Origin of the sequence: Lysinibacillus irui (genome assembly GCF_028877475.1) — a bacterium.
Taxonomy (GTDB): domain Bacteria; phylum Bacillota; class Bacilli; order Bacillales_A; family Planococcaceae; genus Lysinibacillus; species Lysinibacillus irui.
In genome coordinates this window covers 367,164-392,646 of sequence record NZ_CP113527.1, presented here as the reverse complement: position 1 = coordinate 392,646, position 25,483 = coordinate 367,164, and the positions used below count along the sequence as shown (strand labels likewise).

Annotated in this window: 21 protein-coding genes; 9 read left to right on the top strand and 12 right to left on the bottom strand. The window is 37.1% G+C overall.

Annotation, left to right across the window (positions count from 1 at the left end; genetic code table 11):
* Positions 1-60: 60 nt before the first annotated feature.
* The 3 genes from OU989_RS01940 (at position 61) to OU989_RS01930 (ending at position 2,624) form a co-directional block, all read left to right on the top strand.
* Entirely contained in the window at positions 61-816 is a 756-nt protein-coding gene (locus OU989_RS01940) for an SDR family NAD(P)-dependent oxidoreductase (protein WP_274795438.1), read from the top strand.
* Between the two features lie 20 nt (positions 817-836).
* Positions 837-1,580, top strand: coding sequence for an SDR family NAD(P)-dependent oxidoreductase (locus OU989_RS01935; protein ID WP_274795437.1), 744 nt, complete (start codon positions 837-839; stop codon positions 1,578-1,580).
* A 138-nt stretch (positions 1,581-1,718) separates the two neighbouring features.
* Positions 1,719-2,624 (top strand): AraC family transcriptional regulator, encoded by a 906-nt coding sequence (locus tag OU989_RS01930; RefSeq protein ID WP_274795436.1) that lies wholly within the window; start codon positions 1,719-1,721, stop codon positions 2,622-2,624.
* 200 nt (positions 2,625-2,824) lie between these two features.
* Here OU989_RS01930 and OU989_RS01925 read toward each other — a convergent pair whose 3' ends face one another.
* The 3 genes from OU989_RS01925 to OU989_RS01915 form a co-directional block, all read right to left on the bottom strand.
* Entirely contained in the window at positions 2,825-3,001 is a 177-nt protein-coding gene (locus OU989_RS01925; protein ID WP_274797258.1) for a Rid family hydrolase, read from the bottom strand.
* Positions 3,002-3,087: 86 nt separating this feature from the next.
* Positions 3,088-4,281 (bottom strand): diaminopropionate ammonia-lyase, encoded by a 1,194-nt coding sequence (gene dpaL, locus OU989_RS01920; protein WP_274795435.1) that lies wholly within the window; start codon positions 4,279-4,281, stop codon positions 3,088-3,090.
* A 34-nt stretch (positions 4,282-4,315) separates the two neighbouring features.
* Positions 4,316-5,473, bottom strand: a complete 1,158-nt coding sequence (locus tag OU989_RS01915; RefSeq protein ID WP_274795434.1) for a M20 aminoacylase family protein — start codon at positions 5,471-5,473, stop codon at positions 4,316-4,318.
* Positions 5,474-5,912: 439 nt separating this feature from the next.
* Here OU989_RS01915 and epsC point away from each other — a divergent pair, with 439 nt between their 5' ends.
* Together epsC and OU989_RS01905 are read left to right on the top strand one after the other, a co-directional pair.
* The gene (gene epsC, locus OU989_RS01910) at positions 5,913-6,839 is read left to right on the top strand and encodes a serine O-acetyltransferase EpsC (protein ID WP_274795433.1); all 927 of its coding nucleotides are present in this window, start codon (positions 5,913-5,915) and stop codon (positions 6,837-6,839) included.
* Positions 6,840-7,103: 264 nt separating this feature from the next.
* A complete protein-coding gene (locus tag OU989_RS01905) occupies positions 7,104-8,486 on the top strand; it encodes a dipeptidase (protein ID WP_274795432.1) in 1,383 nt (460 codons plus the stop codon).
* A 51-nt stretch (positions 8,487-8,537) separates the two neighbouring features.
* On the opposite strand, the gene OU989_RS01900 is transcribed toward OU989_RS01905, so the two are convergent.
* Complete coding sequence (locus OU989_RS01900; protein ID WP_274795431.1) at positions 8,538-9,110, bottom strand: nitroreductase family protein; 573 nt, start codon at positions 9,108-9,110, stop codon at positions 8,538-8,540.
* Positions 9,111-9,206: 96 nt separating this feature from the next.
* Positions 9,207-9,701, bottom strand: a complete 495-nt coding sequence (locus OU989_RS01895; RefSeq protein WP_274795430.1) for an amidase domain-containing protein — start codon at positions 9,699-9,701, stop codon at positions 9,207-9,209.
* Between the two features lie 182 nt (positions 9,702-9,883).
* Here OU989_RS01895 and OU989_RS01890 point away from each other — a divergent pair, with 182 nt between their 5' ends.
* Entirely contained in the window at positions 9,884-10,906 is a 1,023-nt protein-coding gene (locus tag OU989_RS01890) for a DUF2804 domain-containing protein (protein WP_274795429.1), read from the top strand.
* Positions 10,907-11,000: 94 nt separating this feature from the next.
* Here OU989_RS01890 and OU989_RS01885 read toward each other — a convergent pair whose 3' ends face one another.
* Positions 11,001-11,717: a glycerophosphodiester phosphodiesterase gene (locus OU989_RS01885; RefSeq protein ID WP_274795428.1), complete on the bottom strand. Its 717-nt coding sequence runs from the start codon at positions 11,715-11,717 to the stop codon at positions 11,001-11,003.
* Positions 11,718-11,886: 169 nt separating this feature from the next.
* Here OU989_RS01885 and helD point away from each other — a divergent pair, with 169 nt between their 5' ends.
* The gene (gene helD, locus OU989_RS01880; RefSeq protein ID WP_274795427.1) at positions 11,887-14,115 is read left to right on the top strand and encodes an RNA polymerase recycling motor HelD; all 2,229 of its coding nucleotides are present in this window, start codon (positions 11,887-11,889) and stop codon (positions 14,113-14,115) included.
* 266 nt (positions 14,116-14,381) lie between these two features.
* Here the strand turns inward: helD and OU989_RS01875 are convergent, their stop codons facing one another.
* From OU989_RS01875 to OU989_RS01860, 4 genes are all read right to left on the bottom strand, one after another.
* Positions 14,382-15,248 (bottom strand): GNAT family N-acetyltransferase, encoded by an 867-nt coding sequence (locus OU989_RS01875; RefSeq protein WP_274795426.1) that lies wholly within the window; start codon positions 15,246-15,248, stop codon positions 14,382-14,384.
* 440 nt (positions 15,249-15,688) lie between these two features.
* Positions 15,689-17,521 (bottom strand): ABC transporter ATP-binding protein, encoded by a 1,833-nt coding sequence (locus OU989_RS01870; RefSeq protein ID WP_274795425.1) that lies wholly within the window; start codon positions 17,519-17,521, stop codon positions 15,689-15,691.
* Complete coding sequence (locus OU989_RS01865) at positions 17,521-19,242, bottom strand: ABC transporter ATP-binding protein (protein ID WP_274795424.1); 1,722 nt, start codon at positions 19,240-19,242, stop codon at positions 17,521-17,523. Before OU989_RS01865 ends, OU989_RS01870 begins: the two co-directional genes overlap by 1 nt.
* A 66-nt stretch (positions 19,243-19,308) precedes the next feature.
* Positions 19,309-20,202 carry a DMT family transporter gene (locus tag OU989_RS01860; RefSeq protein WP_274795423.1) on the bottom strand — a complete coding sequence of 298 codons (894 nt, stop codon included), beginning with the start codon at positions 20,200-20,202 and terminating at the stop codon, positions 19,309-19,311.
* A gap of 186 nt (positions 20,203-20,388) precedes the next feature.
* On the opposite strand from OU989_RS01860, the gene OU989_RS01855 reads away from it, so the two are divergent.
* Positions 20,389-22,416, top strand: a complete 2,028-nt coding sequence (locus tag OU989_RS01855) for a GGDEF domain-containing phosphodiesterase (protein WP_274795421.1) — start codon at positions 20,389-20,391, stop codon at positions 22,414-22,416.
* A 42-nt stretch (positions 22,417-22,458) separates the two neighbouring features.
* On the opposite strand, the gene OU989_RS01850 is transcribed toward OU989_RS01855, so the two are convergent.
* Entirely contained in the window at positions 22,459-22,926 is a 468-nt protein-coding gene (locus tag OU989_RS01850; RefSeq protein ID WP_274797256.1) for a threonine/serine exporter family protein, read from the bottom strand.
* A 21-nt stretch (positions 22,927-22,947) separates the two neighbouring features.
* Complete coding sequence (locus OU989_RS01845) at positions 22,948-23,700, bottom strand: threonine/serine exporter family protein (RefSeq protein WP_274795420.1); 753 nt, start codon at positions 23,698-23,700, stop codon at positions 22,948-22,950.
* A 338-nt stretch (positions 23,701-24,038) separates the two neighbouring features.
* Between OU989_RS01845 and OU989_RS01840 the strand changes: the two genes are divergently transcribed.
* Positions 24,039-25,448, top strand: a complete 1,410-nt coding sequence (locus OU989_RS01840) for a polysaccharide deacetylase family protein (RefSeq protein ID WP_274795419.1) — start codon at positions 24,039-24,041, stop codon at positions 25,446-25,448.
* Positions 25,449-25,483 lie beyond the last annotated feature (35 nt).

Here is a 25,483-nt window from a genome sequence, read left to right as displayed (position 1 = left end):
GAATACTTTTGAATCCTTAGGTAACCATAAAACCGAAATAATGAAAGGTGCGTGCTAGCAATGAGACTGGAAAATAAAGTAGCCATTATTACAGGTGGAGGTACAGGAATCGGGAAAGAAACAGCACTATTATTTGCTAAAGAAGGAGCAAAAGTAGTCATTACTGATATAAATGAACAATCTGGTAACGACACAATCCGAGATATTCAAGCTATTGGCGGAGAAGCATTATTTGTTCGTCATGATGTTAGCAATGAAGATGACTGGAAAAAAGTCGCGGACGAAACAATAAAAACATTTAACAAAGTAGATATCCTATTCAACAATGCGGGTATTTATATTATTAAACCACTCGCTGAGATCGAACTATCTGATTGGAATCGTTTAATGTCCATTAATGTAACAGGTGTCTTCCTAGGTATGAAGCACATTATGCCACTTATGGCTAAACAAAATAAAGGTTCTGTTATAAATGCTTCTTCTATTGCTGGTCTAACAGGCGCTGCTGGACATGTATTATATGGAGCTAGTAAAGGCGCTGTTCGCATTATGACTAAAGATGCCGCAATGGAATATGCCCCATATGGTGTACGCGTCAACTCTATTCATCCTGGCTATATTGATACAGGTATGGCAGATTATGCATCAGCATCAATAGGAAGCTCTAAAGATGAGTTAGGGAAAAACTTGTTCCCATTAGGTCGTTTAGGCTCTGTCAAAGAAGTAGCGCAAACCGTTCTATTTTTAGCTTCTGATGAATCTTCATTCTCAACCGGTGCTGAATTCGTTATTGATGGTGGAGCAACTGCAAAATAACAATAAAGGTGGTCTTTAAAATGAAATTACAAGATAAAGTAGCGATCGTAACAGGCGGTGCTAGTGGTATCGGTGAGGCTACAGTACGCCTCTTTGTCCAAGAAGGTGCCCAAGTAGTCATTGCCGATTTTTCTGACCGTGGTCAAAGTATCTCAGAAGAATTAAATGGTGCAGGTTTTGATACATTATTCATAAAAACAGATGTAACAAACGAAGAAGACATTCAAAATATGATTAAGGAAACAGTTAATAAATACGGTAAACTTGATATTATGTATGCAAATGCTGGCGTAGCAGATGATGCACCGGCACATGAGCTCTCGTTCGAAAAATGGAAAAGAACCATTGATATTAATTTATCAGGTGTATTTCTTTCTGATAAATATGCAATTGAACAATTCCTTGCCCAAGGAACTGGTGGCGTTATTGTCAATGCTGGTTCCATTCATAGTTTCGTTGCCTTACCAAATCCTACAGCCTATTCATCTGCAAAAGGCGGAGTAAAATTATTAACTCAAAATTTATGTACAGCTTACGCTAAACAAGGCATTCGTGTAAATGCAGTATGTCCTGGCTATATCGATACACCCTTACTTGCTGAAGTAGATGCTCAAAAGAAAGAATATTTAGCGTCCCTTCATCCTCAAGGTCGTCTTGGTAAACCAGAAGAAATTGCCAAAGCTGTACTTTTCTTAGCGAGCGACGACTCAAGCTTTGTCAATGGTACAACTCTACTTGTCGATGGTGGCTACACTGCTCATTAATAAACATAAAGGGTCTGAATTCGGTTTTTTCCGAATTTCAGGCGCTTTTTTTTAGGTTTGAAAACCAGCTAACATAAGTGACAAAAAAAGAAAAAATTAATTATAATAATCTAAAAGAAAAGTATTGAGGTGATACTTATGCAAAAGATTATTGTATCAACTGATGAAAATTTAAGAGAATTAACAAAACATCATACTTTTGTTATGCCCATTGCATGCTATAAATCAGTCATCTCAAACGATAACTCTAATCATATATATGGTTACGTTCCCCTTCATTGGCATGAAGAAATTCAATTTGTTTCCGTTTTACAGGGTGAAGGAATTTTTCAAGTAAATGAGGAATACATCGAACTTAAAGAAGGAGATGGTTTGTTTATAAATAGCGGTCGATTGCATATGTCAAAAAGTAATACAAGTTGCACTTTTATCTGCTTAAACGTCTCTCCTCACTATATTTTATCGCAAGAGCTCTATAATATTTATGTAAAACCGTATATAGAAGCAACTAATTTACCCTATATCCTAATAAATACGGATGAACTTTGGGGAAAGAATATCTTAAATGCTATTTATCAAATATATCAATATATTGATCAAAAACCACAAAAATATGAGGTTGATATATCAATTAAGTTAACGTTTATTTGGAGGAATTTAATCGCTAGTGGTTTTCAATTACAATTTATAGAATCAGAAGAATTGAAAAACAATAGAGTTAAAGGAATGCTAAGTTGGATTCATCAATATTATATGGAAAAGATAACGTTAGCAGATATAGCACGTGCAGGGCAGCTTAGTAAATCGGAATGCTGTAGATATTTTAAACGATATTTTAAAATGAGCCCTTTGAATTATGTGATCGATTATCGCATTAAAAAAAGCTTATATTTATTACAGCGAAGTGATTTTTCTGTTACGGAAGTCGCTTATCAAGTAGGATTTAATAGTACGAGTTATTACATTAGCAAATTTAAAGAAATAATGCGTACGACTCCATTAGCCTATCAAAAAAAGATTTTAAATAACGGACCTTCAAATTAAAAGGTTTAAGTCCTATTAAACAACGGACTTAAACCTTTAATTTAGGAAAATATATTTTATCTGTAGTATGCGATCACCTCTATTTCTACTAATGCATTTTTTGGTAAACACCACTGCATAAACTGCATGAGCAGGTAAAATATCACCAGCAAAATATTTCATATAAATTTTATTTACTGTGGCAAAATCATTGATGTTATTTAATAATATGATTTTTTCACTACATTTGTAAAATTAAACCCTGCATCTGCTAGAATACTTTTTATGTTTTTAAAACCTTGATGAGCTTGCTCTTTTACTCCCCCTTCTGGAAACTCTCCTGTTTTAGGGTTTATAGTAAGCTGCCATGACACGAATAAAAAATCTCCAGCTTTAATTGCTTGTCAATAAGGACCAATTGCTGCTGATGCCTTATCTGTTGATACTTTTTCAATACTCATTATGCTATCTCCTATAGGATGGTTTATATTGAATATGCCCCATCCCATACAACCTTTTTATAATGTGTGGCGTCCGTATCACCTTCCGTGCTAAAGAATAGAATTTTTGAATCTGCAGTAAGGTTTAATTGTTCCTTTAATTCTGCGTACTGGCTTCGTCTTAAAATTTCGCTTACAGCCCCTACCCCAACTGCCCCAGATTCACCTGAAATAACTTGTACATCACCCTTAATCGGTGCTGCTAAAATTCTCATTCCTTGAGCAGCGATGTTGTCTGGGCAGGAAAGAAAGGCGTCAGCATAATCTTTTAAAATTTCCCAACCTAATGTACTTGGTTCACCGCAAGCCAACCCTGCCATAATGGTATCCATATCACCTTTTACATAGTGTAGTTCACCATCATTTGCTTCGGCCGTTTTAAATATACAATTTGCCTTGTCTGGTTCTACAACAACGGTAATTGGGCGCTCTTCACCATAAATGTTTGCGAAGAAACCTTGAACTGTTGCTGCTAGTGAGCCAACACCAGCTTGAATAAAGATATGTGTAGGCTTTTCACCTATCTCCTTAAGCTGCTCATATGTTTCTACCACCATTGTGATATAGCCTTGCATAATTCTCTTTGGTATTTCCTCGTAGTTTTCCCATGCTGTGTCCTGGACCAATACCCAATTATTTTTCTCAGCATGTTCAGCAGCTAAACGAACCGTATCATCATAATTAACAGAAGTAATAGATGCATTAGCTCCTAAGTTTTTAATATGTTGTAATCTTTCCTCAGAAGATCCTTTAGGCATATATACAACAGATTTTTGTTCCAATTTTTTTGCTGTCCATGCGACACCTCTGCCGTGATTTCCATCAGTTGCAGTAATAAAAGTCATTTCGCCTAATTTTTCTTTCACTTCAGGTGAAACAAGCTTGTCGTAAGTTACATTGGCAGGATCAATATTTAATTGACTTGCTAAGTGTTGTCCAATCGCATAGGAACCACCTAAAGCTTTAAATGCGTTCAATCCAAAGCGATATGATTCATCTTTGACAAATACTTTGCTAACATTTAATTCCTGAGCCAACTTATTTAAAACAGCTAAAGGTGTTGGTTCATACTGTGGGAAACTTTTGTGAAATGTATGCACTTTTTGAGCTTCCTCTACGCCTAAAAAATCAATGTTAATACTAGGTTTTTTCTTTCTATTAAGCTTTACTAACTTCATATTTAATCATCTCCAATTCTCTGTAAGCAATCTATTATTTTGCTAGACATAGTTTAATAATTTCGGCAAAGAATTCAGCACCTGTTTCTAAGATTGCGTCATTGTAATCGTAATGGGAGTTATGCAGTGGAATGACTTCTTCATCTTCATCTTTACTTCCAAGGAATACAAAGCAGCCGGGAATTTCCTCTATAAATTTACCAAAATCCTCCGAGGCCATGATTGGTACACAATCACTGTTTGTATTTTCTACACGAACAACATTGTTAGCTGCTATGATAGCCGTTTCATTGCATTCATCCCAGTTAATTGTCGGCGAAAATTCATGAGTATACTCAAATTCGCACTCTGCACCGTGCATGGCACATATACTTTCACAAATACTTCTCATTCTTTCTTCTAAAAGTTTTTGAACTTCTGGAGTAAAGCTCCTCGTATCTCCTTTAATTTCTACATTAGAGGGAATTGCATTTCGAATTCCATCTGAATGAATTTCTGTACATGATACAACTGCTGTTTGAAGCGGATCTAGATTTCTCGCCACTACTGTTTGAAGTGCAAGAATAATTTCTGCTGCTATTACTAAAGGATCAATACCCATATGTGGACTTGATGAATGTGAGCCTTTTCCTTTAATTCGAATAACAAAGTTATCTTCGCTAGCCATAATCGGACCTGACTTAGTATGAATCGTTCCAACTGGTAATCCCGGCATATTATGCAGGCCGTAAATTGCGTCAACTGGGAAGCGTTCAAATAATTTATCGTCCATCATCGCTTGAGCACCTTTTCCAATTTCCTCAGCAGGTTGAAAGATGAATCGAACAGTACCATTAAAGTTTTTTCGAGTAGAAAGTAATTTAGCGGCTCCTAATAAAGTAGTCATGTGACCATCATGTCCACATGCATGCATTTTTCCTTGATGTTCTGAGCGATAAGGAAGTTTCTTCACTTCCATTAGATTTAATGCATCCATATCAGCTCGTAATCCAATAATCCCGTTCCCTTCTCCAACAGTAAGGCTTGCTACAACACCTGTACGCCCGATATTTTCATGTACCTCTAAACCCATCTTTTTGAGTTCTTGTGCTATATAAGCCGATGTTTTTACTTCCTCGAAAGCAGTCTCAGGAATTCTGTGTAATTGTTGTCGCCATTCTTGTAGTTGTTTTTTAAATTCTGCGTTACTCATCATATACCCCCTGATTTTTATCGAATAATTCCGATTATCACAACAAGGAATTCCATGCTGCCATCCCCCTACTTTGTGATTTGTATAAATGAAACTTTTAGTATACTCTCCTCCCTCTACAGGCATTTTAATCTTTAGTTAATTCTAAAATATATAAGGTTATTATTTAATTTTATAAATATATTGAGGTATGTTCATTTTAGCGGGGATAAACAAACGACAGCAAAAGGAGAATCCCTTTTAATTACAAGTTTTTCAGAGGTAAATAAAAAAGTAATCTACAAATAAATATAAATATTGTATATAGACTTATTACACTTCTTCTCAAATAATACTTGTTAAAAGAATTTGAATAACTATCTCATAAATGGATGAAATGCTATATACTTTTATTACATCAGTATTTTTATATTATGAAAGTGAAGGGTGTGATTTATTTATGAATTTAAATGATTGGCTAAATGAAAAAGTTCCAGAAATCACAAGTTCATTAAACGATATTAACCGGCAATATGTTGATATCGAAAATTCAATAGGCTTTGTTGGGCGCAATCAAATTTATAAAATTTTAGATAATTTTCACGAAGTGCTGTTCCCAGGTATTCATACGGCTCCACCGATCGATAATACTCGAATTAATATTGTAAGTAGTAATAAACTGCGTGAAACGGCATTAGATTTACGTGATATCATTGAAAAAGTATTAATTTACAATATGGAATATAATAGCGATACAGACAACTGCACGTGTCAAGAGGATGCGGACCGTATTGTAATGAAGTTAATCTCCCAATTCCCGAATATCCGTAAAATTTTGCAAACAGATATTCAGGCAGCATACAACGGTGACCCGGCTGCTCTTTCTACAGAGGAGATTTTATTAAGCTATCCATCAATCGTAGCTGTATATATTCACCGTATTGCACACGAGCTATATGAACAGGGAGTACCGATTGTGCCACGTATTATGTCAGAGTATGCACACAGTTTAACAGGAATCGATATTCATCCAGGGGCAACAATTGGAGAATCCTTCTTTATCGACCATGGCACAGGGGTCGTTATCGGTGAAACATGTAACATAGGCAATAACGTCAAAATCTATCAAAGTGTTACATTAGGGGCATTAAGCTTCCCTCTTGATGAAAATGGTAATCCAATTAAAGGAATTAAACGACATCCTAATATCGAGGATAATGTCGTTATTTATGCAGGTGCAACAATTTTAGGTGGCGAGACGACGATCGGCCATGATTCAGTGCTAGGCAGTAATATTTGGCTAATGAATTCAATCCCACCCTATTCACGTGTCTACAACTCACCACCATCACCAAACATTAGTAGCAGTAAAACAAAAAAGAGTTAATATAAACTCATCTTCCCTACAAATTTCATAGATGAGCTAACAAATAAAAGATCTCCACCAAACCGAATTAACCCCCGGTGGCGAAGATCCTCCCAAAGACACTGTTGAGCCAACAGTGTCTTTTATATATGAAACAGGCATCTATGCTGAAAGAAAAAATTACTCCCTCTGAATCATAAAATCAGAATCGCAGCTTTCAATACTTTCGAGTTTTGATATGCTATACTATTTCTATTATCGAAATATTAGAAAGAGGGATGCTAGATGACTAATTTACAGCAATTAGATGCTTATTTTGTAGAACATCGTGAAGCACATTTAAATGAATTGAAGGAATTTTTACGAATTCCAAGTATTAGCTCTTTATCTGAACATAAGGAAGATATCCAACATGCCGCACAATGGTTAGCTAGTGCGTTTGAGAAACTAAATCTTGAAAATATCTCTATTACCCAAACAGCTGGGCACCCTGTTGTCTATGCAGATTGGCTACACGCTGAAGGAAAACCAACGATTTTATTTTACGGTCACTATGATGTGCAACCGGTTGATCCATTAAATTTATGGGATAGTGAGCCGTTTAATCCTACAATTCGCGACAATAAATTATTTGCTCGTGGTGCTAGTGATGATAAAGGGCAAGTGTTTATGCACTTAAAAATGATTGAGGCACTATTTGCGACAACGGGGACTTTACCAGTTAACGTTAAATTCATTTATGAAGGCGAAGAAGAAATCGGCAGCCCACACCTACCAGCCTATGTAGAGCAAAATAAGGAAAAATTAGAAGCAGATTTAATTTTAATTTCTGATACAGGTCTCTATGGTCCTGGTAAGCCTGCGGTTTGCTATGGCTTACGTGGTTTAACAGGCATTCAAATTGATGTTCGTGGGGCTAAGGGAGATTTACACTCTGGACTTTACGGTGGTGGCGTACAAAATGCCATTCATGCATTAGCTGAAATTTTAGCATCCTTCCGTGATGAACATGGAACAATTCAAGTTGATGGCTTCTACGATAAAGTATTGCCTTTAACAGAGGAAGAACGTGAAGCTTACCTTGCACTTGGCTTTGATGAAGAATCAGTTAAACAGGAAGTTGGCGTAAAAGAATTATTCGGTGAACAAGGGTTTTCATACTTAGAACGAACTTGGGCACGTCCAACACTTGAGGTGAATGGTGTATTTGGTGGTTTCTCTGGTGAAGGCATCAAAACAGTTTTACCTGCTGAAGCTGGCGCTAAAATCACATGTCGTCTTGTTCCAAACCAAGAGCCTGATGAAATTGTCGCCCTTTTAAAAGCGCATGTTGAAAAGCATAAGCCTGCTGGTGTGGAAATTAACATTTCTGAATTCGATAAAGGTCGTCCATTCTTAACTCCATTCGACCATCCATTTATCCAAGCAGCAGGACGTTCTTATGAAAAAGTGTATAATGTACCAACTGCTTACACACGTGGTGGTGGCTCTATTCCTATCGTCGCTGCATTTGATGAAATTTTAGCATTACCTGTGGTGTTAATGGGCTTTGGTCTATCAAGTGAAAACTTCCACGCACCAAACGAGCACTTCCATCTAGAAAACTTCGATAAAGGCTTACGTGTTTTAAGTGACTATTTATTCGAGGTTGCTGAATTACAAAAATAATAGTTTCTAACAAATAAAAATCCCATCGCTTTTTAGCGAAGGGATTTTTTGTTACTCACCAAACACAGTGACAATTTCAGCAGCCTGTTTGCGTTCTCTACCTTTTGGCACTTCATCAAAATAGCCAACTTGTAGCATGGCAATGACACGCTCTCCTGGTTGAACTTTCAGGGCCTCACGGAATTTTGGATTGTCTAAGAAGGCTGGTGTTTTCCAGCAAGAGCCGATTCCTCTATCCCACGCCAATAATTGTATATTCTGAATGAAGGTACTTGCAGCAGCGTAATCTTCTAGACGCTCTTTTTGACGAGCATCCTCTGGCACGATAACAAAGGCATAACCACCTGGTAATGTAAACTTCATCATTTGCTTTGCTAAATCTTCACTTGAAAGCTCCTGCCATTTTGGAATAGTCAGGTCACGTAATAAATGATGCAGATCTACAATTTCCTTTCCACAAGCTACTACTAAGCGCCAAGGCTCTCGGTTACCGTGATTCGGGGCCCATACTGCATCATCAATAATAGCCATTAAATCTTCACGCTCTACAGGCTGACCATTAAATTTTTTAATGGATCGTCGTTGCATAATTGCATCTCTAACAGATAAAATTTGTTCGCTCATATATCTATTCTCCTTCTACCACAAGACAACATATTTAAATTATTTCTTCTATCTTTCACATTATCATAAAATGATATGCTTTAACACTACCTCTTCCTATGCAAAGCTGTCGTCTATATGATAGAAAAAGTAAGTCATGCTCGGTGTATAGGCTGTAGAGTCCTCGTAAAAATACGGTCGATTAATACTATCCGAGGTATGCGCATTCACATAAGGTATGCCATTTTGAATGCTTGTGACAATCACAGAGTGGTCGATCCTTCCATTTCCTTGAAAATCATAAAAGATAACATCTCCCAGCTCTAATTCCTCAGCATATTGCACACGCGTGCCTTTTAATCCAGTTGTAGATCCCTCTAAATACCATCTTAATGAGTGGGCTACGGACCAGCTAAAGCTCCAATTCCCTTGTTGCATCCACCACCCTTTATCTCTGCTAGGTGCTCCTCGCATTGGTGCGCCGCCTGCTAGTAAGCACTGAGATATATAATTTGTGCAATCAACATCAAAATTAGGAAACGCAGGATTACGTCTATTCCACCATAAATTGGCATACTGAACAGCAGCCTGTCTGTTATACATTTTCGCCATACATCCCCTCCTCATGCCATCATATGTCTACTTATATATTTCTATTAGTTAGGTCCTTCCTCTTATTCTTACCTGAAAACAGCTATAATCAGCATGTTCTTTTCCATTTTCAAGAACATTTTTGCTACAATAAGGTTTAAAGAAATGTAGATTTTATTTAATGACCAGAAGGGATGTTCAATGTGAAGCAGCATGCTGAGAAAGAAATTTTGCAGCCAACTCTTTTATGCGATAAAAAGGGTAATTTAAATCCAGCAGCCATCGGATTTGCACGTAAACCACTCATTAATAGTAATTTAAGCGGTCATATCATGCGTAAAAAGAAATGGAACTATTGGTGTGTCTATGGTGATGAAATCCTTTTCTCTGCTACAATTAGTCATCTAGATTATGCAGCAGTCTGCTTCGTTTATTTTCTTGAATATGAAACACAGCGCTATTTCGAAAAAACGATTACAATTCCCCTCGGTGGTAAATTAAAAATGCCTTCACAGGTTTTAGAATCCGTTTCCTTTAAAAATAGCGAAATGATGATTGATCAATTATTTATTCAAAATGAAACCCATTTATCGGTTTCCATACCAAACTTTGATGGAGACGTTTTACGTGCAAAGCTTATTATTCAACATCCTCCTACAGACGAAACTTTAAATGTTGTCATCCCTTGGAATCGTAAAACATTTCAGTTTACAGGCAAGCATCATATACTACCAACTTCAGGTTTTGTCACAATTGGTACTCGACGTTTTAATTTCTCAGCTGAAGAAAATTTTGCAGTGTTAGATTATGGACGAGGTATTTGGCCCCGTGAGGCATTGTGGAATTGGGGAATGGCTTCCCAGCGGGTTCGTGGACGACGCATTGGACTTAATTTAGGAGGTAAATGGACAGACGGCACTGGCATGACTGAAAATGCAATTTTTGTGGATGGTAAAATGACAAAAATACATGAGGATTTATTGTTTCAATATGATTCCGAGGATTATATGCAGCGCTGGAAAGTAAAAACAAAATTCTCTAATCAAGTCTCACTAACATTCTCTCCATTTTTTGAACGTGTTGCTCAAACAAATGCGAAATTGGTTAAATCAGAGGTACATCAACTATTTGGTTATTATGATGGCTCCATTCTACTCGATAATGGTGAAACACTGGTTATTCAACAGATGCTTGGAGGCATTGAGGAACATCGCGCTAAATGGTAGTACACATCTTATAGAAGACGCCGCTTCCCGTGGGTATTACTATAATAACTTGTTATTCCACGGAAGCTTGATGTCTCCTAGCACCCCCATTGCTCTAGCTAAGGGCAAGAAGTATTTTCTCAGGATCATCTGTAAATATCGCGTGTATACCAAGCTGTTGCAAAGATCGGGCATGGCGCTCATCATTAACTGTATAAACACGAACGATTGCCCCTTCAGCTAATGCTAATTTAACTGATTTGCGAAAGGCTGTCGGTAGACTAACATGTAGTGCTTTAGCTGGGATGAGAGCAATATAAGTCGTAAAATCCACTAAAACCTCTGCGAACAATGCTGCAATTTCAATATATGGCGCAATTTGTGAAACGGTTTGTAAGGATTCATGGTTGAAAGATGAAATAATGACTCGCTCTGTCATTTGCTGTGCTGCAACCTCTTTGAGAACAAGTGCTTCAATTCCTTCGTATGAAATAATATCTGTCTTCAGCTCGATATTAATTCGATGATTTGTACCTGCAAACAGCTCCAATACTTCTCCTAGCGTAGGGATCGTTTCTCCGCTGAATTTCGGCGACATCCACGAACCAAAGTCAAATGTACGTAACTGTTGTAATGTAAAATCTTTCACATAGCCTGAACCATTAGAGGTACGATCAATTGTTTCATCATGTATGACTACCACCTCTTTATCTGCTGTTAAATGAACATCTAGCTCAATTCCCGCAATAGGAAGCCTAGCTGCCGCTTGAAATGCCGCAATTGTATTTTCTGGGTAGCGTGCCGAGACACCTCTATGTGCAAAAATATCCAAAATCATTAACCTCCTCTATTTCCTTTAAAGAAACTTAAAAAATAAAGCTTTCCAAACCTCAATGTAATAGTAGCATAATTAACTTTTCTGCTTTCACTTGATGGTAAATATTATATATAGTAGTATGATAATCTACTTTGAAATTGTAAGTACCTAGGAGGTGCTAAAAATGACTGTACAACATCCAGATTTTCAGGCTGAAGTAGAGCGGTTGGCATATACCCAAAGATATATGCAGCAAATACTCAATGAATCACAAAGAGATTTACAATCGGCCCAGGAAAATATTCGTAAATCTATGGCTGACCTTGATTACTTAGATTCAAGTTTAAGTTATTTAAATATCTTAACAAATGCCAGATTCTTTGAAATGGCTCGTAACCAAAAGGAAGGCCTAGAAGCTGTTCGTAAGAAGCCATACTTTGCTAGAATTCATTTCCAAAAGACAGGCGATCCAGAGGAATTTCTCTACATCGGGAAAACCTCACTCTTTCATCGCGAAACCCATGAGCCCATTATTGTTGACTGGCGCTCACCTGTAGCCAATGTCTATTATGATGGACGTCTTGGCGATATGGAATATGATGTCCGCGGAGAAGTTCATAAAGGACATCTCTATGCTAAAAGACAATACAAGATTGAGAATGGCGAATTACTCGATATACGTGATATTGACTTAACAACAAACGATGAACTACTGCAAGAAGCGTTAGCTGGGAAAGCAGATGTTCGACTAACCGAAATTGTCTCGACAATTCAAAAGGAGCAAAATGACATTATCCGAGCACACCTTCGTCAACCAATTATTGTGCAAGGTGCAGCAGGTAGTGGAAAAACAACAATCGCTCTACACCGTATATCTTACTTCCTCTACACAATGGGTGAGAACTTTAATCCAGAGCAGCTCATGATTTTAGCACCAAATAAGTTATTTATTGATTATATCGGAGATGTTTTACCAGAGCTCGGTGTCGATAAAATTTGCCAAACTACTTTTACAGACTACGTTCTTTCCGCCACTAAATTAAAGCTAAAACTTCAAAATCCGAATGAGCAATTAGAATCGCTTGTTGCTGGAGGAAATCAGGAGCCAACTGCATGGATCGCTGAAATGAAAGGCTCTCTTTATTATCGTGATGTCATCGAACGTTACATTCAAAAGCTAGAACAGGAGATTGCAGAGCAATTTGAAGATGTATATATTGAAAAATACTGTATCATGCGTGCTTCCCATTTAAAGAAGCTGTTTTTATATGAGTTTTCTTATATGCCTATCGAAAAACGCCTTGCCCATATTAAGAAGGTGTTAACAAGCCATGTCCGTCAAAAAAAACAAGTTGTCCTAGCAACACTTCATAAAAAGTATGATGAAGCATTGGGTAAAGCTTTAAATGGTATTCGGGATGATGAAAAACGACGACGGGTTGTTACTAAATTTATCGATGAACGCGATGAACGTATTCCAGCTATTGAAAAAGAAACGAAAACCACTGCAACGGCATATATGCGACGTTTTACTAAACATAATATCAAGACACTCTATCGCACCCTTCTCACTGATGCAGAACTTTTAGCAGAGCTGGCTCCTGAATGGCATTATCTCGAACAACAACAATTTTTACAGGCACACCGGAAAGAACATTGGGCACTTGAAGATTTGGCTGCACTATACTATTTACAAGCCCGTCTAAAAGGCATCCCAGATGAATGGAAAATGCGTGTTGTCTTTATCGATGAGGTACAAGATTATAGTTTATTCCAGCTTGCTGCTTTAAAAACAGGTCTCGATACAGATATGTTTACAATGGTTGGTGATTTAGCCCAAGGGATTCACAGCTATCGTTCATTAACAGCTTGGGAGCCTGTACAAAGCTTGTTTCCACGTGCAAGTTTCCGAACATTACAAAAAAGCTACCGAACAACCATCGAAATTATGGAAGTAGCTAACCAAATATTAGCGCAAATGAGTGAACAGCTTCCTTTGGTAGAGCCAGTTGTTCGTCACGGTAATGTACCAAGTTTTATTCAAGCTGATCATTTCGATGCTTTAAAAATTAAAGAGATCTTTGAAGCTATTCGTCAAAATGGTCATCGTTCCATCGCTTTAATTTGCAAAACTACAGCGGAAGCTATCACGATGTATCAGACATTAAAAATGAGCGATATTGCCTCACAGCTCCTAACTGAAAACGAATCGATTAATCAGGAAATGTTGCTTGTTGTACCAAGTCATCTAGCTAAAGGACTTGAATTTGATGCAGTGATTGTAGCTGCATTTGATACACCTTTCTATGATACGCCAATTGATCGAAAGCTACTTTACGTAGCACTTACACGAGCAATGCATGAGCTGTACTTAATAGGTCCATCCAAAAATACATTTTTATTGAAAAATTAAAAAGTCGCTAGAAGGCGACTTTTTTTTATCGATCATCAATTTCTTGGTGGTAATCTATAAAACTTTCCTTTCGATAAATAAGCTTTTACTACTTTCCACCATGAACTAGGGGCTTCCTTTGGAGGAGACTTCTTTTTAGGCAATGCTGGCATGCGCATGATCACGACTCCTTTCTTAAAGCTTATTAATATTATATGAAGATAGTAGGTAATTATGCTAAAAAAGAGCGATGAGTTGATGTTTACTAACACTCATCGCCCTTTTTCCTATTGTTTTACATAATAATCAATTTGTTGTGCCTTCATAAAACCAGCCTTTTCATAGACAGATAGTGCTTTTTTATTGTCGATTTCTACGTCGAGCATGACAAATTTTGCGCCAACTTTACTCGCATAATCCTTTGAAAAAGAAAGAAGTGCCGTTCCAATACCTTGTCCTTCATAATTAGGATGAACAGCAAGAGCAGTTACCCACTGGATTTCATTTTCCTTAGCTGTCGTTACAGTTCCAACCATATCACCATCTCGATAGGCAACCCAAAGTTTTCGTCCATTAGTAGTAGTGTTAAAAGCAATGAGTTCCTTAGATTCTTCCGGTAAATCGCCAAACGCCTCACCATAAATAGAGATTAGTTCTGCCTCCTCACCATCATAAGGTTGAATGTTAATATCATTTTGTAACGCTACTGGTTCTGCTTTAGTCTCTAAGGTTGCTTCTGAAAAACTGTAAGCAAACCCTTTTTGTTCAATGAATGTATGCCCAAAAGGAGAGCCATCAATTACGACTGCTAATTGTCCCTCTGCTCCTCTTTCCTCTAGTCCCACTTGGATACTCTCAACTAATGCCGTTCCAATACCTTTTTGTCGATAGGCAGGTGTCACCACTAATGACCATTCGTATGTATGAAGCCCAATTAAATCAATGGCACTTGCAGCACCAACTAACAAATCTTTATCATCCTCGTACGCCAATACCATAAAACCCTTTGATTCGAAAGAGCTGGCCATAGGCACATTCATAATGGTTTCGTATACTCGATAATCATGAACTGTTGCTTCTTCACATAATAATTTTACTTCCTTCAATGTTTCTCCATCTAATGGGAAAGACACTGTCATCACTGAAATATTCATCTTTAACTCCGTTCCTATGTCAGACTATTGCCCTATTGTAGCAAGAATGAAAATAAACTGGCAACAAAATATATTAATACCGCTGTTAATCAGAATTTTACTTCAAAAACCGGAATAATAAAAGGATTTATACTATAAAAGTTCAATGAAATGACTGAAATTTACTAGAAATCATAGATATAAAATAATATACTTATTTCACAAAATTAGAGATATTTAATCTTTTTTCTTAGTTACTTTTAAGCTATACAATCATTCATACTATATAATAATTTACATTTATTATACCATTTATTCAAATTAATAACATTTGCAATTCAACTAACAAGAGGCTAAATGGATATCAATTAAAGAAAAAACCAAACTATTGTGGGAAATGTCCAATTTAGTATCCCGTAATAGTTTGGTTTTTCTGTTTTTATTCATTTATTTACGTTAACTTATTCTTCAAGATGATGGGAGGATGAATGAAGCATTTGTGCATAAAGACCACCAGATTCGATCAGTTTTTGCTGAGGTCCTGCTTCAACCAACTTGCCTTTATGCATAACTAAAACTAAATCGGCATTATGCACAGTATTTAAACGATGGGCAATAACGAAACTTGTGCGTCCTTGCATTAATGTATCAAGCGCCTCTTGTATTGCCATTTCTGTTACAGTATCGATACTACTTGTTGCCTCATCCAATAGCAAAATTTTCGGGTCAGCAATAAGTGCTCTCGCTATAGAAAGCAATTGCTTTTGACCTTGTGATATCTCGCGTCCATCTGCAGCAAGAACTGTTTCATAGCCATCTTTGAGCTTCATGATAAAATCATGGGCGTTAGCTCGCTTGGCAGCTTCTTCAATCTCTGCATCACTGGCATCTAGCCGACCATAACGAATGTTTTCACGCACAGAAGCCTCAAATAAAAACGGGTCCTGCAAAACAAAAGCCATCTGAGAACGTAAGGATTGTCGATCTATTTGCTGCACATTTATGCCATCAAATAATACTTCACCTTTTGTTACCTCATAAAACCGTGCAATAAGTTGAAGAATTGTCGTTTTCCCAGCTCCTGTAGCACCAACAAGCGCTACCGATTGTCCTGGCTCCACTTTAAAATCAACATCCTTTAATGTATAAGCTTCCTCTTCTTGTTCGTATTTAAAGAACACATGCTTAAATGCCACATGCCCCAATAACTGATGCTTTTGAGCTGAAACAGTTTCCTCTTCTTGTTGTTCGTCAAGTAAGGCAAATACTCGTTCTGCGCCTGCAATAGCAGATAGTACCGTATTAAATTGGTTTGCTAAATCATTCAATGGACGTGTAAATTGCCTAGCATATTCAGTAAATATAACAATAACACCTATCGATACATGCCCGTATAGTGCGAGCACTCCCCCTATGCCTGCTACAATGGTAAAGCTCATATTGTTTAAGAAGTTCATCACCTTTGGGATATAACCAGAGTAAGTCTGTGCCCAAAAACCTGTTCTTCTTAGACGCAAGCTTTTTTCACGGAACTCCGCTTTCATTCGTTCCTCTTGTGAGAAAGCTTTAACAATCCTCTGCCCCGAAATAGTTTCTTCTATCATGCCATTCAAGGCTCCAAGAGCGGCTTGCTGCTCTTTAAATAAGGGCGCTGTCCTTCGTGTAATCCAACGCATGGCCCAAAACATAAGTGGAATAATTGTCATCGTCAGTACTGTCAGCAATGGGCTTAAACTGAGCATAATAATAACGGTTCCACCAAGCGTAAGTATGCTTGAAAACACTTGGATAAAAGAACTGTTTAATGTGGAGCTAACAGCTTCAATGTCATTTGTCATCCGACTCATTAATTCGCCATGCTGACGGCGATCAAAGAATGCAATGGGCAATCGTTGAAAATGAGCAAATACACTTGTTCGCAGTCTATATATCGTTTGCTGTGCAATCCCGATCATCCAATAATTTTGTAGGAAGAGTGAGACAGCTAACAAGGCATAAATACCAATTAAAAAGCCAATCCCCTTTCCTAGTCCAGAAAGCTTGCCGTGCATAACATAGTGATCGATCATTTGACCAATTAAATAGGGGCCAGCCAAAGCTAACACCGAACTAATCATCACTAGTAGAAGTACTACGATGAGGAGTGCTCGTTGTTCATCAACAATTTTCCATAATCGCAGCAATGTACTTTTCCAATCAGATGCACGAGGTCCCTTTTTTTTCTGCACAACCTGCTTCAAATCATCTTTTGTCAATATCGGCTCATAGCCAAAAGGTTTCTGGAAAAATCCCATTAATCCTCCACCTCCTGTTGAGAGATTGCAATTTTTTTATAGAGTGTTGACGTTTGTAAAAGCTCTTCATGTGTGCCATATCCAACTACTTTTCCCGCATCGATTAGTAAAATGCGGTCTGCACCTTTAGCCGTACGTATTTTTTGCGTGACAACAAGCATTGTTGCCCTCTCTTCACTCAATGCTTCCCATAATGATTGTTCGGTTTTTACATCTAGGGCACTTGTGCTATCATCAAGCATTAAAATATGTCCTTTTCTCAAAAGGGCTCTAGCAATCGATAGCCTTTGTTTTTGTCCTCCCGATAAATTGACACCTTTTTGTCCCACCTTGGTATCATAGCCATTTGGAAAATCTTCAACAGACGCATGTATTTGTGCCTGCATAGTGGCCTGTAATACAGCATCCATTTCGGCCTCTACATTTCCCCAACGTACATTATCAGCAATACTACCAGTAAACAATAACGATTGCTGTGGAACATAGCCAATGATTTCGCGTAGCTCTTGCAATTCCCAGTGTTGAACATCCTGCCCTTCTACCAATATTCTTCCGTGCGTTACTTCATAAAAACGAGGAATAAGCTGCAACAATGTTGATTTTCCAGCACCAGTCGCCCCCATAATCGCTAATTTTTCACCGGACTTAACTTGGAAGCTCACATCTGACAGGACAGGTGCATCTCCCCCCGGATAAGTAAAACTGACATGTTCAAACATTAACTCCCCATAGCGCGAAGGATGACCTACCTCCTCAGAAAGTGACGTATCTTCTACTTCATTTTCCATAGAAAGGACTTCTGCCATTCGTTCTGCAGAAGCTTTCGCTCGTGCATAAAAAATAATAATAAATGCAAACATTGAAAATGAGCCAGTCATACGCATCGCATAATTGACAATAGCTACAATATCGCCAAGCGGTGTAGTTCCTGACGCAATTTGCTTTGTACCAAACCATAAGACTGCGAGCAGACTCATGTTCATAATGAATAATAGTACGGGCATAATATATTCCATTATTCTTAACGCTTTTACAGTATCTATTTTTAAGCGAGAAGCAACCTCATCAAAGCGCGTAGCTTCATACGTTCCTCGTAAATAAGCCTTCACTAATCGAATTGCCTGTAAGTTTTCCTGTAAAACCCTATTTAAACGGTCGACTCTCTTCTGTACCCGTCCAAAATATGAAACACCCTTGGCCACCATAAAAATTAGAAAAACAAAGATAATGGGTGCACCAATAACTAAAAATAATGCCAGCTTTGCATTCACAACAAATGCCATTATAATGCTGCCTATAACAGCAAGTGGTGCTCGGAGCATAATACGTAAGCTCATAAATAGCACCGTTTGTACCTGAGTAACATCATTCGTTAATCTTGTAATAAGAGAAGCAGTAGAAAATTTTTGATAGGTTGCTAGCGTAAAGGATTGTATCTTATCAAACATGGCATTTCTTAGGTCATAAGAAAAGCTTTGAGCTGTATGGGATGAAAAATATGAATTGATGATTCCTGCCATAAAGGCAGTAAATGATAAAGCAAGTAAAACAGCCCCCCATTGCATAATCATCCCTTGATTTTGAGCCCGTACTCCTTCATCAATAATTTTTGCCATAATGAGGGGTTGCACAAGCTCAACAAATAATTCTAAAAGCATTAAAAATAAAGCAAAGATGGCTGTCCATTTATATGGTTTTACATAGGAAAAAACTTCTTTCATATTCTTTCCCCCTTGTTGTAAGAATCAACTTTATTATAGTTAAAAACTCCTAACTTCATAATAGATTTATGCTTTTTCACCCGCTACTGAAAGCCAAGTTACACAAACAAGCATAACGAATACTCCAATTAATTGCCAGAAACCTAAAGAGGTGCCGAATACAATAACCGAAATAATCATTGCTGTTAGTGGTTCGATACTGGAGAGAATACTGGTTTCAACTGCCGTAATATATTTCATACTACTTAAAAACAAAATAAAGGCTACTGTTCCAAAAAAGATTAAAGCAGCTAATAATATGAGGATTTTAAAATCTGTTAAAACACCCCATTGGTTGGACTGCCAAACACGGCTTACTAAGCCTAATGTGAAGCCACCTACGAGCATTCCCCAACCAACTACTAATAACACTCCCCACTCCTTCATTAAGCGTGCAGGGTATAATGTGTAAAAGGCAAATGTTAAGCCTACCGCAATCCCCCACAGCAAGGCTTTTGGACTAATTAGCAAACTCTCAAATGAAGCATTCGTTAGCAATAAAAATAACCCTATAAGGGTACCAATAATACCTAATACTTGATATTTTGGTGGCATCTTCTTTAAACTAAGAGAGACATATGCCACAACAAATATAGGCGCTAAAAACTGCAGGAGAGTTGCCAGTACAGCATTACTTTCGTTAATTGCTGCAACAAATGCAAATTGTACACCTAGCATCCCAGCTATACCAAAAATAATAAGCTGTCTGCCCCAAAGTTTTTGCTGCCAAATACCAAAAATATTTTTTCCAGTTAACAATAAATATGTAAGTAGTAATATACCTGCAACCGTTAAACGGATTGTTAACATAAAGGAAACTGTCAACGGTGTATGGTTAAGTAACCACTCCATTAAAGGACCAGTTGCTCCCCATAATATAGCTCCCGAGACAATAAATACTATTCCTTTTAACCGTTTCATACCAATCCTGCTTCCTATAAACGTACTAAAAACTGTTATTTTTCTTCAAATCTTTTCATATATTTCACGAGAAAAGACCCATATTTTTTCATCATCAAATATTTACAATTATATTCATAATGACTAATTCCCGATAATTATCTATAATATTAGTATATATTGATTACCCAAGGAGATCGAATAATCATGAGTCACATGCATAAATCGTTTACGATTGATGAACATTATTTAAATTCACTTCCTTTTCCTGCAATTATCATCAATCAAGATGGACAAGCGACTATCTGGGGAAAGAGCGCTGAACATCTGATTGAATTATCAGTAAATGATGTTAAAGGAAATACTACTCCATCTATACACGAAAATCTACTACGCCAGCTCCCTGTAGAAACATTTCAATCTATTTTACAAAATGAGGACAGCACGTATCTAGATAAAATTACAGTACAGACAACCTCAAATATGGAACTGACGACAGCTTTGCTTGCTAAGCCTTTTATAGAAGAAGGAGAGCGCTTTATTCTAATGATATTTATGCTACCAGAATTAATGACAAATGCTGTTTCAGATTGCACTACATTTGTAAATCTCAAGCAAGGTTTAGACGCTACATTCATGACTGTAACACTCGATCAAGATGGTTTTATCTTAGAATGTAATAATGAATTTCTAAAAACAAGCCAATGGACACCTAAGCGTGTTATCGGTAAAACATTTTGGCAATTGTTCCCTGATAATGATGAAAGTGAAAAAGTTAGCAATACTATTTGGCGTAATTTAAACAACGGTCATACGTGGCAGGGGGAAGTTGAAAAAATTACAAAAACGGGACAATCTTATTGGGTACTGCTAACAGCTATCCCTACCTTTAATCTTGAAACAAATGAACAACAATTTTTCTTAATTGAAAAGGATATTACTAAATCGAAGACCATCCAACATCAATTGGAAAAAATCGCTTATATTGATACAGAAACAGGGTTGATGAATGCGCATCGCCTTGAAAAAGTAATTACCACTATGATTGATGACGAAAGACACTTTTCTTTTGTTTATTTAAGTATTGATAAATTCTATACGCTAAAAGAATTACATGATCAACAAATAGAGCAAAGCCTTATTATTGAATTTACAAATCGTATAAAAATGTATTTCCAAGATAGTACGATGGCTCGAATAAATGAAAATGATTTTGTTGTCATCACACCTTTAAGTGAGTGGTTTATTCAAGGCTTTTTATCCTACTTACAGCAGCATCCTATTTATAGCGGCAATATTGCAGTACCAATTTCTATTAGTGGTGGCATCACAAGATACCCAGAGGATCAAACAACATTCTCTCAGCTTATGAAAGCATCTATTGCTACCATTTCTACGGTGCGTGAAGCTGGTGGAGACAAAATTGTTTCCTTATCAACAGCAACACATAAAGCTTTAAATCGTAAAGCTTTAATTGAAAAGCGTTTACTTCAAGCACTAGATCAAAAGAATTTAAAGGTACTCTATCAACCACAAATTGATGTTTATTCTGGGAAAATTACAGCAGTTGAAGCACTCGTACGCTGGGAAGACGAGATAATTGGGGTTGTTTCACCTGACGAGTTAATTCCTATTGCAGAAGAAACAGGTCTGATTAACAACATTGGCTCCTTTATGCTCGAAAAAGCCTGTGAGCAGGCATTGCTTTGGAAAAAAGCTGGACATGATCTAAAAATATCAATTAACTCTTCTGTACGAGAGTTTCGTGATAAAAATATGGCTAAATCCATTCTTGAAATGATCACAAAAACTGGTTGTCCGGCAAATCTACTACAAATTGAAATTACCGAAAAATTTGCTTTAGAAGCCGAAGCTGCAACTTCTATTGCACAACAAATGCGCAAGCTTGAAAACGAAGGCATCTCCTTCATCTTAGATGATTTTGGAACTGGCTATGGTTCATTTAGATATATGCAAATTTTACCAATCGATACTTTAAAAATTGATCAAACATTTACGAATTCACTATTAAAATCTGAAAAGACCCAAAAGCTTATGCACGGTATGGTACAGCTAGGGAAATCTATGGAACTGAAAGTTGTAGCGGAAGGTGTTGAAACCGCTGAGCAAGCTGATTTATTAATTACTTATGGCTGTGATGCAATTCAAGGGTATTATATTAGTAAGCCTGTTACACCAGATGAAATTGAGGATTTACTTAGTAAGCAAAAATAAGTGAATAAGGAGGCTGCGTTGAAAAATAAACGCAGCCTCCTTTTACTTTTTATAGACCTTTTGTAATTTTACCTTACTTGAACGAACTGAACGGAAAATAAGTTGAATAATTACTTCAGCAAAGACAAGTCCAATCACTATCGCACCTGTAATTAAAAATGCCTTTAAGCCATATTGTAAGCCTTGTAAATAATCATCCTCTACCACATTTCTCATGGCATTATAAGCCATACCCCCGGGCACTAACGGTATAATTCCACCTACAATAAAGATAATCATCGGTATTTTAAATCGGCGAGCATATAAATGTGCCACTATAGCAATGACAAACGAGCCAAAGAAAGAAGCTTTGACAACATCCATGCCTTGCTCTGTTAACACAAAATAAATTATCCAGCCAATTACTCCAACAAGACCACAATGAAGGAGTGTTTTTCGAGGAACGTTAAAAATAATGGCAATTCCAGCAGTCGCAAAAAAACTTACAATTATTTGTATAATAATGTCCATCATATCCATATTGTCCGCCTCCTAAAACCCTAGAGTGACGGCAATGGCTGCACCGATGGCAAAGGCTGTTAAAAAGGCCTCTGCTCCCTTTGCCATCCCTGACATAAAATGCCCCGCCATTAAATCACGAACTGCATTGGTTATTAAAATACCTGGTACGAGTGGCATGACAGAACTAATAATTATTTTATCCAATTCATTACCATATCCATACTTTACTGCTAAGAAGGCAACAAAGCCGAGAACAAGTGATGCCGTAAATTCAGAGAAAAATTTAACCCTTGTTAAGTGGTTGATTATCACAAGCACTAGGAAACCTAACCCACCCGCTAAACAAGCTACAGGGAAATCCGACCATCCTCCCTTAAACATAATAAGGAAACAACCGCTTGCAAGTGCAGCTGCTATAACTTGTAAATACGTTGGTAAAAAATAATTTGTTTTTTGTATCGACTTTAGCTCGTCATAAGCTTCTTCTAATGTTATGATGTGAGATGTGAGTCTCCGAGATACTGAATTTACCAAGGCTATTTTTTGCAAATCTGTCATCCTGCTGGAAATTGATGTAATTCTCGTTGGCTGAGTTTTGCCTAACGAAAAAATGATTCCAGTTGGTGTGGCATAACATTGAGCATTCGGCATATTTTGAGAATGTGCCATTCGCAGCATCGTATCCTCCACACGGTATGTTTCTGCACCACTTTCAATCATAATACGCCCTGCAAGTAACAAACAGTCAATTGTAAGTTCATTATCCGCTTCTTGTAAGACCATTACAGCTATCTGCCTCCTTCTAAAGGTTCCTTGCCAATATTATCGAACTGCCAATAAAAACTCAACTGAAAATTTCAGTATTAAATTTTGGCTTTCTTTCAATTTATTTTATTATCGATTAACAATTATTGAGCATGGGTTCTTCTATTTCAGTAGGTATTTTACAATCACTTAAAAAGAAGTACAACTACATATTATTCAAACCTTGAAGAAGGAAAATTGGCGTAAATTAATTTCTATAAATTTACACTAAAAGTTTATAGATTTATATAACTTTTTTAATGGCTGACACGTCTGATTGTATAGAAAATAAAAAAGAGGGGAGCGTACCCAATACCATGCAGGAACGCAGAAAAAGACGTGGTCCAATAATTGATTTTTTATTACTGGGCCTTATTGTAACTTTAACAACCATTATACTTGTTATTATCCTTTCAAAGGATGAATTTAAGTTTCAAAAGATTAGTGCTTCAAAAGAAACCGATACAGAATCGGTAAATAGTAATTTAACAACAGAAAGTTCTGCGTTTCCAGGTATACGAATTGTTACAGACGTTTCTAATGATAAACGAACACCTTTTGCTATTCACTACCCTCAAACAGATAACGAAGTTTTTAATGATGCCGTATTACAATACATATCGGATTCAAAAGAAAACTATCTAGGATCTATGAAAAAAAATAAAGAAAAAGCAGCGATGGGTGAATTAAATATTAGTCTGGAAACTTTTCCATACCGAGAGCATTATTATTCCTTTGTGCTAACAAAAATGCTGTACCTAGGTGGAGCTAATCATGAAATTTCAACGAAAACATTCTTTATTGATAACGAAACTGGCGAGCAAATTTCGATCCAAACACTCTTGCAAAATGATGAGAACAACTTAACAACATTAGCAGCAAATGTACGGAAAGATTTGCAAAAAAACCTCCAAATAAAGGATGCGCTTTTTCCTGATGAATTATTGAAAGCAACGGAGCCGAAATGGTCGAACTTCAACCGTTTTGCTATTGTCGACGATTCCTTGAAATTCTATTTCGATGAATATGAGATTGCTAGCGGAGCAGCCGGAGCCCCAATAGTGAAACTACCCCTTTCGCTTATTAATCCATTGTTAGCCTCAGAGTTTCAAATCGCTATGGAAAATGTAAAACCAACAAATCCACCGCCTACAGGTGATCCCAATAAAAAGCGTATAGCATTAACTTTTGATGATGGTCCCCACCCAAAAGTAACAGAACAAATATTAAATATCCTTGATAAGTACCAAGCAAAAGCTACCTTCTTTATGCTCGGTAGTCGTGTACAATATTATCCAGATATTGCCAGAGATGTTCTTGCACGTGGTCATGAAATAGGCAACCATTCATGGAATCACCCTGTATTAACAAAGCTTACGCAAGAACAAGTAATGAAAGAGTATAATTCTACAGCTACTGAAATCGAGAAAGCTATTAATCACGGTGCCACAGTTTTTAGGCCACCTTATGGCGCAACGAATGATACGATTAACGCTGAAATTCCTATTCCTGTCGTGTTATGGACAATTGATACATTAGATTGGAAACATCGCAATGCGCAGCAATTACTGCCAAATATTAAAAATAATTTACACAATAATGCCATTGTCCTAATGCATGATATTCATCAATCGACTGCTGATGGACTAGATGCGGTGTTAGCTTATTTACAAGGGCAAGGCTATGAATTCGTGACAGTTTCTGAGATTATGCCCTATCGCCAATAGGATGTATTATTCCCAACAATTAAATTTAAAAAAGT